This is a genomic window from Hydrogenophaga sp. A37, from assembly GCF_002001205.1.
Classification (GTDB): Bacteria; Pseudomonadota; Gammaproteobacteria; order Burkholderiales; family Burkholderiaceae_C; genus Hydrogenophaga.
Genome location: NZ_MUNZ01000117.1, coordinates 61798 through 76639 on the forward strand (window position 1 = coordinate 61798; position 14842 = coordinate 76639).

13 protein-coding genes and 1 pseudogene are annotated in these 14842 nt (G+C 65.7%); 10 read left to right on the top strand and 4 right to left on the bottom strand.

Annotation, left to right across the window (positions count from 1 at the left end; genetic code table 11):
• Positions 1–135 precede the first annotated feature (135 nt).
• Positions 136–1113, bottom strand: a complete 978-nt coding sequence (locus B0E41_RS15140) for a membrane dipeptidase (RefSeq protein WP_077331984.1) — start codon at positions 1111–1113, stop codon at positions 136–138.
• 194 nt (positions 1114–1307) lie between these two features.
• Here B0E41_RS15140 and B0E41_RS15145 point away from each other — a divergent pair, with 194 nt between their 5' ends.
• The 5 genes from B0E41_RS15145 (at position 1308) to B0E41_RS15165 (ending at position 7103) form a co-directional block, all read left to right on the top strand.
• Positions 1308–2900, top strand: coding sequence for an ABC transporter substrate-binding protein (locus tag B0E41_RS15145; protein WP_077332004.1), 1593 nt, complete (start codon positions 1308–1310; stop codon positions 2898–2900).
• A 230-nt stretch (positions 2901–3130) separates the two neighbouring features.
• Entirely contained in the window at positions 3131–4159 is a 1029-nt protein-coding gene (locus tag B0E41_RS15150; RefSeq protein WP_077331985.1) for an ABC transporter permease subunit, read from the top strand.
• A 112-nt stretch (positions 4160–4271) separates the two neighbouring features.
• Positions 4272–5129 (top strand): ABC transporter permease subunit, encoded by an 858-nt coding sequence (locus tag B0E41_RS15155; RefSeq protein ID WP_077331986.1) that lies wholly within the window; start codon positions 4272–4274, stop codon positions 5127–5129.
• Between the two features lie 19 nt (positions 5130–5148).
• Entirely contained in the window at positions 5149–6123 is a 975-nt protein-coding gene (locus B0E41_RS15160) for an oligopeptide/dipeptide ABC transporter ATP-binding protein (RefSeq protein WP_077331987.1), read from the top strand.
• Positions 6120–7103 carry a dipeptide ABC transporter ATP-binding protein gene (locus tag B0E41_RS15165; RefSeq protein WP_253194890.1) on the top strand — a complete coding sequence of 328 codons (984 nt, stop codon included), beginning with the start codon at positions 6120–6122 and terminating at the stop codon, positions 7101–7103. Before B0E41_RS15160 ends, B0E41_RS15165 begins: the two co-directional genes overlap by 4 nt.
• Positions 7104–7126: 23 nt before the next feature.
• On the opposite strand, the gene B0E41_RS15170 is transcribed toward B0E41_RS15165, so the two are convergent.
• Positions 7127–8914, bottom strand: a complete 1788-nt coding sequence (locus tag B0E41_RS15170; protein ID WP_077332006.1) for an ABC transporter transmembrane domain-containing protein — start codon at positions 8912–8914, stop codon at positions 7127–7129.
• Between the two features lie 99 nt (positions 8915–9013).
• Between B0E41_RS15170 and B0E41_RS15175 the strand changes: the two genes are divergently transcribed.
• The 3 genes from B0E41_RS15175 to B0E41_RS15185 all read left to right on the top strand — a co-directional run bounded on the left by B0E41_RS15175 (position 9014) and on the right by B0E41_RS15185 (position 12819).
• The gene (locus B0E41_RS15175) at positions 9014–10240 is read left to right on the top strand and encodes a YjgN family protein (protein WP_077331988.1); all 1227 of its coding nucleotides are present in this window, start codon (positions 9014–9016) and stop codon (positions 10238–10240) included.
• A 65-nt stretch (positions 10241–10305) separates the two neighbouring features.
• Positions 10306–11319 (top strand): M48 family metallopeptidase, encoded by a 1014-nt coding sequence (locus B0E41_RS15180; protein ID WP_077331989.1) that lies wholly within the window; start codon positions 10306–10308, stop codon positions 11317–11319.
• 87 nt (positions 11320–11406) lie between these two features.
• On the top strand, positions 11407–12819 hold the full coding sequence (locus B0E41_RS15185; protein WP_077331990.1) for a GDSL-type esterase/lipase family protein: 1413 nt from the start codon (positions 11407–11409) through the stop codon (positions 12817–12819).
• A 3-nt stretch (positions 12820–12822) separates the two neighbouring features.
• Here B0E41_RS15185 and B0E41_RS15190 read toward each other — a convergent pair whose 3' ends face one another.
• The gene (locus B0E41_RS15190; protein ID WP_143433851.1) at positions 12823–13110 is read right to left on the bottom strand and encodes a hypothetical protein; all 288 of its coding nucleotides are present in this window, start codon (positions 13108–13110) and stop codon (positions 12823–12825) included.
• A 245-nt stretch (positions 13111–13355) separates the two neighbouring features.
• Between B0E41_RS15190 and msrB the strand changes: the two genes are divergently transcribed.
• A complete protein-coding gene (msrB, locus tag B0E41_RS15195) occupies positions 13356–13838 on the top strand; it encodes a peptide-methionine (R)-S-oxide reductase MsrB (protein ID WP_253194892.1) in 483 nt (160 codons plus the stop codon).
• A gap of 20 nt (positions 13839–13858) precedes the next feature.
• Positions 13859–14446 carry a peptide-methionine (S)-S-oxide reductase MsrA gene (gene msrA / locus B0E41_RS15200; RefSeq protein WP_077332007.1) on the top strand — a complete coding sequence of 196 codons (588 nt, stop codon included), beginning with the start codon at positions 13859–13861 and terminating at the stop codon, positions 14444–14446.
• 13 nt (positions 14447–14459) lie between these two features.
• Here msrA and B0E41_RS15205 read toward each other — a convergent pair.
• Positions 14460–14842: pseudogene (locus B0E41_RS15205) on the bottom strand (hypothetical protein); the annotation flags it as partial.

Sequence of the window (14842 nt, forward strand, 5' to 3'; positions counted from 1 at the left end):
TCCTTGTGGATTGCGCCCATCCGGCTTACCGGATCGACTGGCGCGACTGTACGGAGCCGCATCCGCACTGTCCAAGGCTGTGTTGCCATGCCTTTATGCGGCGAATGCATAACAGACTGGACGGCACCGATCCGCTCATTTTGTCGCTGGACCCCAGACCTGTCGTGCCACGCGTGCCATGTTGTTGCCCAGCGCGCCGTCCACCTCCTGTGTGCTCATGCCTGCAGCGCGCAAGGCGTCTGGCAATTGCTGCCAGGTCTCGACGGGCGCATAGCGCATCTGGCTGATGCCATGGCCATAGCCTGCGCTCGCGGGCCACCAGAAGCCGGGGTCGAAATCGCCGGGCGGGTCGTCGTTCAGTTCCGGCTGGCTGAAACCAATGTCCAGCCCCAGCCCCACGTGTGGTGTGCCGACGAGATCGGCGACATAGGCCATGTGGCGCGCAATGTCTTGCGCGGTGGGCGCTTCGCTGCCGAGAAACTTCGACACCCCCGAGATGCACACCACGCCGCCCGTGGCGGCGCAGGCTTTGATCTGCTCGTCGGTGATGTTGCGGCCGTGGTCGGCCAGCGCCAGCGGGTTGGCGTGGCTGAACACCACCGGGTGGCGCGAGTGGGCCATGATGTCCAGCGTGGTGCGGCGCTCGGTGTGGGCGCAGTCCATCAACACGCCGGCGTCGTTCACCGCGTCCACCATGCACCGGCCCAGCGCGGTGAGGCCTTGCGGCGTGTCGTGGCAGCCGCCTGCCACGGTGTTGTTTCGGTTGTAGGCGAAGTGGATCTGCCGCACGCCCAGGTCGCGGTACAGCGCCACCATTTCGGGCCGTTCCAGCAGCGGCAGGGCGCCCTCCAGGTCAAAACCCACCGCGAGTTTTCCCCCGTTGCGTGCCCGTTCGATGTCCGCTACAGTGCATGGGATGACGTAGCGCTCAGGCGCGGCCAACAACCGCGCACGAAAGGATGCGATCACCGGCAGGATCTGACCGAGCGGGTTCATGTCCATGCCCACGTTGATGCAGGCGTAGTGCACACCGTTGGCGCGGTAGCGCTCCAGGGGCGCCAAGCTGGCATCAGGGTGCAGGGGCAGGCAGGTATGGGCTTCCCAGCGAATCATGATTTTCCTAGGGTGAACGTGAGAGGCATGTGATGGCACCGATTTTGCAAGCCCTGAGGTGCGTCAAGTGGAGCCTTCAAGTTGAGCGGGTGGCTCCACCGCAGGTGACAGACCTGTGACGATTTTTGTATTGATAATGAATTTTTCCTGAACAGGGGCGGCATCTCGCGGCCCCGCAACAACGAAGGATGATCATGTTTGAACTGAAGAAACTGACCCTGGCGCTGGGCCTGTCTGCTGTGGCGATGGCCTCGCAGGCCGCCGGCACGCTGATTTTCTGTTCCGAGGGCAGCCCTGAGGGTTTTGACACCGCGCAATACACCGGAGGCAACACCTTCGATGCCGCCGGTCACGCCATGTTCAACCGCCTGACCCAGTTCAAGAAGGGCGGCACCGAGGTCGAGCCCAGCCTGGCGCAATCCTGGACCGTTTCCGCCGACGGCCTGATCTACACCTTCAAGCTGCGCAAGGGCGTCAAGTTCCATACCACCGAGTACTTCAAGCCGGGCCGTGACATGACGGCCGACGATGTGATCTTTACCTTTGAGCGCATGGTCAACAAGGAGCATGCCTTCAACAAGGCCTATCCCGCCCAGTTCCCGTACGCCTCCGACGTGGGCCTGGAGAGCAACACCGCATCGGTGACCAAGACCGACGACCTGACGGTGGTGATCAAGCTCAAGCAGCCCGACCCCGATCTGCTGGTCAAGATCGCCATGCCGTTTGCCTCGATCCTGTCCAAGGAATTTGCCGACAAACTGGTGGCCGAAGGCAAGGCCAGCATGATCAACCAGCAGCCCATCGGTACCGGCCCCTTCGCGCTGCGCCGCTATGAGAAGGACGCGCAGATCCGCTACGTCAAGCACAAGGACTACTGGAACGCCAAGAACGTGCTGGTGGACAACCTGATCTTCGCCATCACAACCGACGCCTCGGTGCGCTTCCAGAAGCTCAAGGCCGGTGAGTGCCACATCATGTCCTACCCGAAACCCCAGGACATTGCTGCCATGAAGGCCGACCCGAAGCTGAAGATGGACACGGCACCGGGCTTCAACATCGGCTACCTGAGCTACAACACCGAAAAGGCGCCGCTGAACAAGGTGGAGGTGCGCCAGGCGCTGGACATGGCGATCAACCGCAAGGCCATCATCGACGCGGTCTATCAGGGCCAGGGCCAGGAAGCCAGCAATCCGTTTCCCGCCTCGCTGTGGTCCTACAACGCCAAGTTGAAGAACGCGGCCTTCAATCCTGAAAAGGCCAAGGAGCTGCTGAAGAAAGCCGGCGTGGCCGAGGGCACTGAAATCACGCTGTGGGCCATGCCGGTGCAGCGCCCCTACAACCCCAACGCCAAGCTGATGGCCGAAATGATCCAGGCTGACTGGGCCAAGGTGGGCATCAAGGCCAAGATCACGCAGTACGAGTGGGGCGAGTACCTCAAGCGCCTGAAGCAAGGTGAGCACGACACCGGCCTGATCGGCTGGACCGGCGACTACGCCAGCCCCGACAACTTTCTGGGCGTGCTGCTCACCTGCGAAGCCATCGGCGGCTCCAACTACGCGCGCTACTGCAGCAAGGAATTCGACGGCTACACCTTGAAGGCGCGCAACAGTGTGAACCTGAAAGAGCGGACCGACCTGTACATGAAGGCACAGGAAGTGTTCAAGAAAGACATGCCCTGGTCCACCATCGCCCACTCCACGGTGAACCAACCCATGCGCAAGGAGCTTTACGGCTTCAAGATCAGCCCGTTTGGCGACTACAGCTTCGAAGGCGTCGGGGTGAAGTGATCCCCCCCGCGCCGCCTGCGGCGTCACCCCCCAGGGGGGCAACGCGAGCGGCCCGGCGGAGCCGGTTCCGCCGCGTTCTGGGCCTTCTTCGCTCGCCGCAGGCTCACTGCGTGTAGCCTGCTCCGTTTCTGGATAACACGTTCTGTTGTCGCTTTTGACAGATGGCAGGCGTCAAGTTTTTGGCGCCTGCTCTTTTTACGCATGTTGAAAACAACAAGGGGTGCTCCCTCATGCTGAGATACCTCCTCAAGAAGTTGCTGGTGCTGATCCCCACGATCCTGGGTGTCACGCTGCTGACGTTTTCGCTGATCCGTCTGATCCCCGGCGACCCGGTCGAAGTGATGGTGGGCGAGCGCACGCTGAACCCGGAGCTGCACGCCGCCGCCCTCAAGCGCCTGGGTCTGGACCAGCCGCTGTACGTGCAATACGGTCGTTATCTCGGGCAGCTGGCGCAGGGTGACCTGGGGCAATCGCTCAAGACGCAGTCCCCTGTGTGGAGCGAATTCAAGGCCTTGTTTCCGGCCACGCTGGAGTTGGCGCTGTGCGCGCTGCTGCTGGCCCTGGTGCTGGGCCTGATCGCGGGGGTGCTCGCTGCCGTCAAACGGGGCAGTTGGCTGGACCACACCGTCATGACGGGCGCGCTCACCGGTTATTCCATGCCCATCTTCTGGTGGGGCCTGCTGTTGATCCTGATCTTCTCGGTGGGGCTGGGCTGGACGCCGGTGTCTGGCCGGCTGGACCTGATGTTCGACGTGCAGCCACAGACCGGTTTCATGCTGATCGATGCCTGGCTGGCCGAGCGCGCCGACCCCGAGCTCAACAACGGCGCGCTGTGGGACGCGGTGCGCCACCTGATCCTGCCGGCCATCGTGCTGGGCACGATTCCGCTGGCGGTGATCGCGCGCATGACGCGGTCCAGCATGCTCGAAGTGCTGCGCGAAGACTACGTGCGCACCGCGCGCGCCAAGGGCCTGTCGCCCATGCGTGTGATCTTCGTGCACACGCTGCGCAACGCGCTCATTCCGGTGCTCACCGTGGTGGGGTTGCAGGTGGGCACGCTGATGGGCGGCGCGGTGCTCACCGAAACCATCTTCTCCTGGCCGGGCATCGGCAAGTGGCTGATCGACGCCATCGGCCGGCGCGACTACCCCGTGGTGCAGAACGGCATCCTGCTCGTGGCCAGCCTCGTGGTGTTCACCAACTTCGCTGTGGACCTGCTCTACGGCGTGGCCAATCCCCGTATCCGGGTGCAAGCATGAGCCCCCACGCTCCGCCGCTGCGCGGGTCGCTGCCCCCCGAGGGGGCTGATCCGGCTTGGGGCGGCCCGGCGCCGGATCGTCACTCACTCCACCGCTGCGCGGAGATCTTTGAATGAACTTTGCTGAATTCTGGCGAGCCTTCTCGCAAAACAAAGGCGCCGTGGCGGGCTTGGTGTTCATGTCCATCGTGGGCCTGATGGCGATCTTCGCGCCCTGGGTCGCGCCGCACGACCCGATCGAACAATACCGCGAACACTTTCTGCAGGGCCCGGTCTGGGCCGGTGGCACCAGCCAGTTCCTGCTGGGGACCGACGAGCTCGGTCGCGACCTGTTCTCGCGCCTGATCCATGGCGCGCGGTTGTCCTTGCTGGTGGGCCTGGTGTCGGTGGTGTTGGCGATGATTCCTGGCGTGATCCTGGGGCTGGTGGCCGCGTTTGCCGGCAAGTGGGTGGACGCCGCGATCATGCGCGCCATGGACATCGTCATGGCCTTGCCCTCGCTGCTGATGGCGGTGGCCATCATGGCCATCCTGGGCCCGGGTCTGCTCAACGCCATGATCGCCATCGCACTGGTGTCGCTGCCGGCCTATGTGCGGCTGGTGCGTGCCTCGGCCATCGGCGAGCTGCAGCGCGACTACGTGACCGCCGCGCGCCTGTCGGGCGCGCGCACGCTGCGGCTCATGTTCGTGACCGTGCTGCCCAACTGCACGGCGCCGCTGATCGTGCACGCCACCATGAGCTTTTCCGCCGCCATCCTGGAGATCGCGGCGCTGGGTTTTCTGGGGCTGGGCGTGCAGCCGCCGCTGCCCGAGTGGGGCACCATGCTCGCCTCGGCGCGCGACTACATCGAGAGCGCCTGGTGGGTGGTGACGCTGCCGGGCCTGACCATTCTGTGGTCGGTGCTCGCAATCAACCTGGTGGGTGATGGGCTGCGCGACGCGCTCGATCCGAAGCTGAAGTCAGCATCTTGAAGCCCAGGGAAAACACACCATGAGTCTTCTTGAAATCAACAACCTGCGCGTCGAATTCGGCGCCAAGGGCCGTGCCTTTCGTGCGGTGGACGGGCTGGACCTGCAGCTGGACCAGGGCCAGGTGCTGGGCATCGTGGGCGAATCGGGTTCGGGCAAGTCGGTCGCGATGATGGCCGTCATGGGCCTGCTGAGCGGGCAGGGCCACGTGGGCGCTGATCGCCTGCGGTTCGACGGCAAAGACCTGCAGACCATTTCAGACCGTCAGCGCCGCAAGATCCTGGGCAAGGACATGGCCATGATCTTCCAGGACCCCATGACCTCGCTCAACCCGAGCTTCACCGTGGGTTTCCAGATCGAAGAGGTGCTGCGCGAACACATGGGCCTGCGTGGCGCGGCTGCCCGGGCGCGCGCCATCGAGCTGCTGCAGATGGTGGAAATCCCCGGGGCCGCCCACCGGCTGGAGAGCTACCCGCACCAGTTTTCCGGTGGCATGGCGCAACGCGTGATGATCGCGATGGCGATCGCCTGCCACCCCAAGCTGCTGATCGCCGACGAGCCCACCACCGCGCTGGACGTGACCATCCAGGCCCAGATCATGGAGTTGCTGGTGCAGCTGCAGCAGGCGAACAACATGGCCCTGATCCTCATCACGCACGATCTGGCTGTGGTGGCCGAGGTGGCGCAACGCGTCGCGGTCATGTACGCCGGCCAGGAGGTGGAGCAAGGCGCCGTGGAGCGCCTGTTCACCGCACCGGCACACCCCTACACCCACGCGCTGCTCAGCAGCGTGCCCGAGCACAGCCGTGGCGCGCGCCGCCTGCACACGCTGCCCGGCATCGTGCCCGGCCAGTTCGACCGGCCCGCCGGTTGCCTGCTCTCGCCGCGCTGCCCCAAGGCCCAGGAACGTTGTCACATCGAACGCCCCGAGCTGCTGGCGCAGGGCGACGGTCTGGTGCGCTGCTTCTACCCCATGACGGCGCAGGAGACGCTATGACCGCCACCCCGATGATCGCGCCCACGGCCCCTGTGATGCAGGCCGAATCGCTGACGCGCCATTACGGCGTGTCGCAGGGCTTCATGAAACCGAAGGTCACGGTCAAGGCCCTGGTCGACGTGTCGTTCACGCTCACCGCCGGCCAGACCCTGGCCGTGGTGGGCGAGTCCGGCTGCGGCAAGAGCACGCTGGCGCGCCAGCTCACCCTGATCGAGCCGCCCACCGGTGGCCGCTTGCAGGTCGGCGGTGAGTGGGTACAACCGGGCGACCGCGCCCAATACAAGCGCCTGCGCAGCCAGGTTCAGATGGTGTTCCAGAACCCCTACGCCTCGCTCAACCCGCGCCAGAAAATCGGTCACCAGATCGGCGAGCCCCTGCTGCTCAACACGCAGCTGAGCGCCGCCGAACGCAAGGACAAGGTGCTGGAGAGCCTCAAGCGCGTGGGTCTGCGCCCCGAGCACCACGACCGCTATGCCCACATGTTTTCCGGCGGCCAGCGCCAGCGCATCGCCATTGCGCGCGCCATGGTGCTGCAGCCGAAAATCCTGGTGGCCGACGAGCCCACCTCGGCGCTCGACGTGTCGATCCAGGCCCAGGTGCTCAACCTGTTCATGGACCTGCAGGAGCAGTTGCAGACCGCCTATGTGTTCGTCTCGCACAACCTCGCGGTGGTCGAACACATCGCCAACGACGTGATAGTGATGTACCTGGGCCGTGTGGTCGAGGCCGGACCCAAGGCCACGATCTTTGCCAACGCGCTGCACCCTTACACGCTGGCCCTGCTGTCGGCCACGCCGTCCATCGACCCGGCGCAGCGCCAGAAGAAGATCAAGATCCACGGCGAGCTGCCCAGCCCGCTGAACCCGCCCGCGGGCTGCGCCTTCCACAAGCGCTGCCCGAAGGCCGACGCGCGGTGTGAGCACGAGTTGCCGCTGCTGCGGCCTCTGGAAGGGCGGCAGGTGGCCTGCCACCACGTTTAAAGCGCCGCTGAACAAGCGTTGCTTTAAACAGAAAACTGCAACGCCGCCAGCCCCGCGTACACGCCGCCCTGCGCCACCAGCTGCGCGTGGGTTCCTTGCTCCACCAGCCGTCCATGGTCCAGCACCACGATGTGGTCGGCCTGTTGCACCGTGGCCAGGCGGTGGGCGATGACCAGCGTGGTGCGGTCCTTCATGGCCGATTCCAGCGCCGCCTGCACCATGCGCTCGCTCTGCGCGTCGAGCGCGCTGGTGGCTTCGTCGAGCAACAGCAGGGGCGGGTTCTTCAACATGGCGCGCGCGATGGCGATGCGCTGGCGCTGACCGCCCGAGAGGCGCACGCCGCGCTCCCCGAGGAAGGTGTGGTATCCCTCGGGCAACTTGGCGAGGAACTCGTCGGCAAAGGCCGCATGGGCTGCGGCGCGCACCTCTTCGTCGCTGGCGCCGGGTTTCCCGTAGCGGATGTTCTCCATCGCGCTGCTGGAGAAGATCACCGGGTCTTGCGGCACGATGCCGATGCGTGAGCGCAGCTCGTGCAGATTCAGCTGGTGGATCGGCACACCGTCCAGCGCGATCACGCCCGAGGCCGGGTCGTAGTAACGCAGCAGCAGACCGAATACCGTGCTCTTGCCTGCGCCACTCGGACCCACCAATGCCACCGTCTGGCCGGGCTTCACGTCGAGTGAAAAACCCGCCAGCGCTGCCTGCGCCGGGCGCGACGGGTAGTGAAACGTGATGTCCTCAAACCGCAGCGCGCTGCCCCCCTGCGGCGTGGCCGCCGTCAACGGCGTTGCAGGCGATTGCACCGGCGACTCCAGGCTCAGCAGCTCCATCAGCCGCTCGCTCGCGCCCGCCGCGCGCAGCAGGTCGCCGTACACCTCGCCCAGCATGGCCACCGCGCCGGCCAGGATGACGATGTAGACCACGGTCTGGCCCAGGTGCCCGGCGGTGATCTCGCCGGCGATCACGGCCTGCGTGCCCTGGTACAGCCCCCACAGCAGCAGGGCGGCCGTGCTGATGATGATGAAGGCCACCAGCCCGGCGCGCGCGCGGCTGCGTTTCACGGCGGTGCCGAAGGCCTGTTCGGTCGAGCTGGCAAAACGCTGCGCCTCGCGGTCTTCGGCGGTGTAGCTCTGCACGATGGGGATCGCGTTCAGTACCTCGGCCGCGATGGCGCTGGAGTCGGCCACGCGGTCCTGGCTGGCGCGCGAGAGCTTGCGCACACGCCGGCCAAACCACATGCTCGGCAGCACCACCAGCCCGATGATCAGCGACACCTGCAGCATCACATAGGGGTTGGTCCAGACCAGCATGATCAGCGCGCCGATGCCGGTCACCGCGTTGCGCAAGCCCATGGAGAGTGACGAGCCGACGACGGTCTGCACCAGCGTGGTGTCGGTGGTCAGGCGCGAGAGCACCTCGCCGGTCTGCGTGGTCTCGAAGAACTGCGGGCTCTGGCGCAGCACGTGGCTGTACACCGCGTTGCGCAGGTCGGCCGTGACGCGCTCGCCGATCCAGCTCACGAAATAGAAGCGCACGGCCGACGAGATGCCGAGCAGCACTGCCACGCCAAAGAGCTGTGCGAAATGCCCCCGCAGCGCCATCGTCTGATCGCCGCGTCCAGGTGCCACCAGGCCGCCATCGATCAGGTGGCGCAGCGCCCAGGGAAACAGCAGGGTGGCGATGGCCGCGAGCATCAGGAACAAGATGGCCAGACCGATCTGCAGCCGGTAGGGCCGCATGAAGGGCCGCAGACCACCGAGCGAGGTGGGAGAAGCGGACTTGGGGCGTTCGGTGGCGGATGCGGTGCTCATGGGGGCGAGTGTGCCGGTTTTCGCTGGCATGCATGCCCGGAGGAGCGGGGCACCGGTGTTAGCATTTCCGGTTTACATCTGTACACAAAAGGGCAGGGAATGGAACCGACAGACGAATTCGAAGAAACCGAGCGCTTGACGCTGGAACCGGTGGCGCCACCCGGCCCGAAGACGCTGGACATCCGCTTCACCGGCTCGGGCAGCGAGTACTTCCGCATCTGGATCGTCAACCTCCTGCTCACCCTGGTGACGTTGACCCTGTACCTGCCGTTCGCCCGCGCGAGGCGCATGGCCTATTTCCAGAACAACACGCTGGTCGGCGGCGACCCGCTGGGCTTTCACGCCGACCCGTGGAAGATGTTTCGCGGGTATCTGCTGGTGCTGGTGCTGGGCGTGGGTTACTCGGCGGTGTCCAACTTCATGCCCACCTTGTCGTGGGTGGCCCTGCTGGTGTTTGCGGCGCTGTGGCCAGCGCTGTGGCGCGCGTCGCTGCAGTTCCGCCTTCGCAACACCAGCTGGCGTGGCGTGAGGCTGGCCTTCGCGGGCGACATGACATCGGCTTACCTGGCCATGCTGCCCTTCTTCATTCCCGCGCTGGCGTTTGCGCTGCTGATGCCCGACATGAGCGACGCTGAGTCGGTGTCCGCCGAAGCGGCCCAGCAGGCCGGCATCGTCGCGGGGGTGGTCATCCTGGGCTTCATGGTGCTGTTGCCCTGGTTGTGGGCGCGCATCAAGGCCTACCAGCATGGTGGTTACGTCTTCGCGCAGGAACGCACCACCTTCACCGCCGGCGCCAAACGCTTTTACGGCCTGTCCATCAAGATCACTGGCGTTTCCTTGCTGGTGATGATGGGGCTGGGCACGCTGATGGGCGTGTTGTTTGGTGCTTGTCTGGCGCTGGGCGTGGTCAGCCTGGGTGACTTCAGCAACCTGGGCGAAGGTGCCGGGTTGCTGTTCATCGTGGGCGGCGGTGTGGTGCTGGTGATGGTGTATGTGCTGTGGCCGCTGATCGTGGGTTCCTACATGACCTCGCGGTTTCAGAACCTGCTCTGGGCGAACACGCGCAGTCCCCGTATCCGCTTCACCAGCCAGCTCAAACTCGCGCCGCTCATGCGCGTGAACATCGTCAACTGGCTGCTGATCGCCCTCACGCTCGGCTTGTTCTGGCCCTTCGCCAAAGTGCGCTCGGCGCGCATCCGCCTCGAAGCCATGAGCGTCCAGGTGGAGGGCGATGTGGACCAGTGGGTGAGCGACTCGCTGCAGCAACCCGCGGGGGTGATCGGCGACGCGGCGGGCGACTTCTTCGGCATCGACATGGGCCTGTGATGGACGGCGCGGCCACGTCCCTCCGCACCCGGTGGTTTGACGGTCGCAGCCCTCGGCCGCGGCCCGTGACCCTGCGCATCGACGGCGGCGAGCTGCTTTTGCGCACGGAGGATGGCGCGGTCGAACACCGCTACCCGCTGGCCCAGGTGCGCTGGCCTGAGCGGCGCACCCACGGGCAGCGCCAGACCGAGTTGCCCGACGGCAGCCTGATCCAGCACGCCGACGCCGCCGAGTGGGACACCTGGTGGCAGGCCCAGGGGCATCGGGACGGCGCGGTGGTGGGCTGGATGCAGAGCTGGCGCGCGACGCTGGTGGCGATGGCCGGCACGGTGGCGTTTCTGGCGGCGGCCTGGGTCTGGGGCGTGCCCTGGCTCAGCACCACCCTGGCCCACCTGGTGCCGCCGTCGCTGGAGGAGCGCATCGGCGAGGCCAGCATGGCGCAACTCCAGTCGATCTTTCTGACGCCGAGCGAGCTGCCGCAGAGACAGCAGGACGCACTGCGCCAGCGCTTCGCGGCGGTGGTGAAGGCCAGCCATCCCGATGGGGACGCGCCGCCCTGGAACCTGTCCTTCCACAAGAGCGAGATCCTGGGGGCCAACGCCTTTGCCCTGCCGGGCGGCGCCATCGTCATGACCGACGAGCTGGTGAAGATGCTGGAAGACAGGCCCGACGCCATCGTGGGCGTGCTGGCGCACGAACTCGGGCACGTGCAGCACCGCCATGGGCTTGACATGCTGGTGCGCTCCAGCCTCGTCAGCGCTTTGGTCGGCGTGGTGCTGGGCGACGCGAGCACCTTCCTTGCCACGGTGCCGGCCACCCTGGTGACCCAGTCCTACAGCCGCGACGCCGAGCGCCAGGCCGATGCCCATGCGGCGGAGATGCTGCATGCCGGTGGGATGGCTCCGGCTGAGATGGTGGTGTTTTTCGAACGCATCCAGAAAGAGGAACGGCAAGGCCATGCCGAGGCCGACAGCGACGCAGCGGAAGACAGCGGCGATGCCTTGCCGATCTCGATCGCCAGCCACCCGGACCACGCCGAACGCATCCGGTTTTTTCGGGATTGGAAGCCCTTCCGTTGAGGCCCAGGGCCGCTGCGGTGGTGAAGGCGTCGAGCGTTGGTGGAGGGACGCGATAATCCTGGGTCCCCTATCAGCACCCCGTCAGCCATGCGAACACCGCCCACCCACGTCAAAACAACCCCCTGGTTCAGCCGCCTGAGCCTGGTGCTGCTGGTGGCCGTGCTGGCCGCCTGTGGTGGGGGCGCTTCTGACCAAAACGCGGACCAGGAAGCGAACGGGAGCGCCGCCACCCAGAACAACACCGCCGCGTCGGGCAAGACCGAACTGGATGCCTGGGCCGACTATGCCGACTCGGGGCAGACCTTGCCGATGCCCACGGCCCAAGATGAGATAGAGGCCCAGCTGGGGGTGGCGGCCCGCCTCAACCGGCAAGCGCTGGAAGCGGCCCGGCAGTTGGCGGGCCAGAGCAAGTCGACGGCGCTTGGCGCGATGACCCGCAAGGCCTTCGTGGGCGAGGTGCAGGCCTACCGGTTCTTCAACGCCCAGACCGGAGCGCACTTCTACACCGTTTCCGAGACCGAGCGGGACTCGGTCATCGCGACCCTGCCCCAGTTCCAGTACGAGGGACCGGCCTTCACGGTCAGCACCACCGCGCAGGACGGCCTGCTGCCGGTCTACCGGTTTTTCAACACGGCCACCGGCGTTCACCTCTACACCATCAGCGAAGCGGAAAAGGCCCACATCCAGGCCAACCTGCCGACCTACCAGTTTGAGGGCGTGGCTTACCACGCCAGCGCGGTCGGTGGTGTCGGCTTCAAGCCTCTCTACCGTTTCTACCGGTCAGACCGGGGGTTCCATTTCTACACCGCCAGTTTTGAGGAACGCGACACCGTCATCGACACCGCGTGCGCCTACCGCTACGAGGGCACGGCCTATTACGTGCTGGACGCATCGGCCACCACCGAGCCGCCTGCGGCGCACATCAACAGCGTGGTCATGGTGGTCGGTGACTCGCTGTCACAAGGCTATGGCGTCAGCATCAATGGCAACCCCTACAGCTTCGTCAGCAAGGGCAAAGTCTGGACCCAGACGCTGGCCTCGGTCATCAAGACCCGCACGGGGCACAACTGCAACCGCGTGGTCAACGTCAGCATAGGGGGCATGCGCACCGACCAGGGCGCCAGCCGCATCCAGGGCTGGGTGAACCAGCACGCGCCCACCCATGTGATTGTGGCGTTGGGCACCAACGACGCCTGGCAAAACCGCTCCTTCAGCAGCATGCAGGTCGGTCTCAACGCGATACACACCATCAGCCAGGCGGCGGGCAGCAGGGTGTACGTGATGGACTTTGCCTTCTACCCCAAGGGCACGGCCTACCGGCAGAGCATGACGGGCATGTACCAGCAGGTGGCGGCGAACAACCAGAGCACCTACTTCTCCGGCACGGCCGGCATTGCGTTCACCGGCACCTACTACCACCCGGATCAGGTGCATTTGAAGGACGCGGCCCAGCCGGCTGTGCAAGAAAACGTCTGGCAGGCGCTGCTCCCTACCTTGTGAGCCTCACATCGACATCTGCTGGCTCACCACCCGGGTGTGGGCCTCTTCGAGCTCGTTGATCAGCACGTCGATCTGTTCCATGAACTGGTCGCGGCTGGCGTGGGGGTTGCGGGTGATCAGTTCGGTGGAGCGGTCGGCCAGGCCGTTTTCTCCCGCCTGGCGCGCCCAGCGCCGCACTTCGCAGTAGGCCAACAGGGCCAGCCGCCCCATGTCGCCGTTGCGGCGCGCATGGACCATCTCCCCAAGGAGGTCTTCGAGTCCGAGTTGCAGTGGAGCGGTGGAATGTGTCATGGTGCAGTGCAGCATTATGAGGAGCTTCATGGCCGAACGCAAACCGCGCCGACAGCTGGCAAGGCGTTGGAGACCGGACAGACCCGAGGGCCCGTTGGGTGATGTCCATAGGGGAAAGATGTTCTTCGTTCGATGTAAGGATGTGTCTTCGCAGACGACCCACACCCATCTGGGCCGACGAGCGGCGCCGTTCGGCACACCATACGGCCCGGAATTCGCGAGGAACCATGATGGAAAGACGCACCATGTTGAAGCATGTCACCGGCTGGCTGGCCGGTCTGTCACTGCCCGCGAGCACGCTGGCCGCACCGCCCTTTCCCTTGACCAAGACCGCGGCGGAGTGGAAGGCCCTGGTGTCGCCGGCCGCCTACGGGGTGCTGTTCGAGCACGGCACCGAGCGCGCGGGCAGCAGCCCGCTCAACGGCGAAAAGCGCCCGGGCACCTTCGTGTGTGCCGCGTGCCAGCTGCCGCTGTTCGACGCCGCGCACAAATACGAGAGCGGCACCGGCTGGCCGAGCTTCTGGCAGCCGCTGGCGGGGGCGCTGGGCACCTCCACCGACTACAAGGCCTTCTACCCGCGCACCGAGTACCACTGCTCGCGCTGCGGCGGGCACCAGGGTCACGTGTTCGGTGACGGCCCCAAGCCCACCGGCAAACGCTATTGCAACAACGGTGTGGCACTGGCTTTTGTGCCGAAAGAGCAGGCCTTGCCTGCCCTGCGCACTTGAGACTTCCCTTGAAAGACACCATGAACCCCACACGCCCCATCCTGTCGGTTTTGGCGGCACTGCTGCTGTCCACCACCTCGCTCAGCCACGCCGCCACGGCCACCGCGGTGTTCGCGGGCGGCTGTTTCTGGTGCATCGAAAAAGACTTTGAAAAGCTGCCCGGCGTGGTGGAGGTCGAGTCGGGCTACACCGCCGGCAAAACCCCCAACCCGACCTACGAGCAGGTGAGCCATGGCCAGACCGGGCACACCGAGGCCGTGCGCGTGATCTACGACCCGGCCAAGGTGAGTTACGCGCAACTGGTCGAGTACTTCTGGCGCCACATCGACCCGACCGTGAAAGACCGGCAGTTCTGCGACATCGGCACGCAGTACCGCAGCGGCATCTACTGGGGCAACGCCACCGAGCGCCAGGTGGCCGAGGCCAGCCGGGACGCGCTGCTGAAGAGCGGCCGCTTCAAGACCATCCACACCGAGCTCGCGCCCGCCAGCGTCTTCTACCTGGCCGAGGCCTACCACCAAGACTATTACAAGAAAAACGAGCTGCGCTACAACTTCTACCGCCTGTCGTGCGGGCGCGATGCGCGCGTGAAAGAGCTCTGGAAGTGAGCCCGGTGCGGGGTCATCGCCCCGCACCCGCCTTGCGTCTCAAAGCTGCGCGGGGCTGTGTTGCGGTGGGCTCGACCCAGCCGTCGAAGAGGTGGGCCATGCCGTGGATGCGCTCGGTCGCGATCGACTGGCAATGGCCCATCGCGATGAGGTTGTAGGCGTCGGCGCGCAAGGCCCAGAGTTCCCGGTGGGTGCGGGCCAGGGTGATGCGGCGGTGCAGGCGTTGGGTCGGCGCGCCGTTGCAGTCGTGCACGCTGTGGAGCAGGGCGCTGCGCGCCAGGTGCAGCTCGGTCGGTGAGGTGCCGGGTGCGAACGCTGGCGGACGTTTCCAGAGCGCGTCGAGCAGCCGGTGCAGATCGGTGAACATGGGTTTCCTTCGATGGGTCTCATCGGGCG

Excerpts from the sequence above, each read along its gene's own strand:
- B0E41_RS15140 (WP_077331984.1), bottom strand. The coding sequence starts at position 1,113 with ATGATTCGCTGGGAAGCCCATACCTGCCTGCCCCTGCACCCTGATGCC.
- B0E41_RS15145 (WP_077332004.1), top strand. The coding sequence starts at position 1,308 with ATGTTTGAACTGAAGAAACTGACCCTGGCGCTGGGCCTGTCTGCTGTG.
- B0E41_RS15150 (WP_077331985.1), top strand. The coding sequence starts at position 3,131 with ATGCTGAGATACCTCCTCAAGAAGTTGCTGGTGCTGATCCCCACGATC.
- B0E41_RS15155 (WP_077331986.1), top strand. The coding sequence starts at position 4,272 with ATGAACTTTGCTGAATTCTGGCGAGCCTTCTCGCAAAACAAAGGCGCC.
- B0E41_RS15160 (WP_077331987.1), top strand. The coding sequence starts at position 5,149 with ATGAGTCTTCTTGAAATCAACAACCTGCGCGTCGAATTCGGCGCCAAG.
- B0E41_RS15165 (WP_253194890.1), top strand. The coding sequence starts at position 6,120 with ATGACCGCCACCCCGATGATCGCGCCCACGGCCCCTGTGATGCAGGCC.
- B0E41_RS15170 (WP_077332006.1), bottom strand. The coding sequence starts at position 8,914 with ATGAGCACCGCATCCGCCACCGAACGCCCCAAGTCCGCTTCTCCCACC.
- B0E41_RS15175 (WP_077331988.1), top strand. The coding sequence starts at position 9,014 with ATGGAACCGACAGACGAATTCGAAGAAACCGAGCGCTTGACGCTGGAA.
- B0E41_RS15185 (WP_077331990.1), top strand. The coding sequence starts at position 11,407 with ATGCGAACACCGCCCACCCACGTCAAAACAACCCCCTGGTTCAGCCGC.
- B0E41_RS15190 (WP_143433851.1), bottom strand. The coding sequence starts at position 13,110 with ATGACACATTCCACCGCTCCACTGCAACTCGGACTCGAAGACCTCCTT.
- msrB (WP_253194892.1), top strand. The coding sequence starts at position 13,356 with ATGTTGAAGCATGTCACCGGCTGGCTGGCCGGTCTGTCACTGCCCGCG.
- msrA (WP_077332007.1), top strand. The coding sequence starts at position 13,859 with ATGAACCCCACACGCCCCATCCTGTCGGTTTTGGCGGCACTGCTGCTG.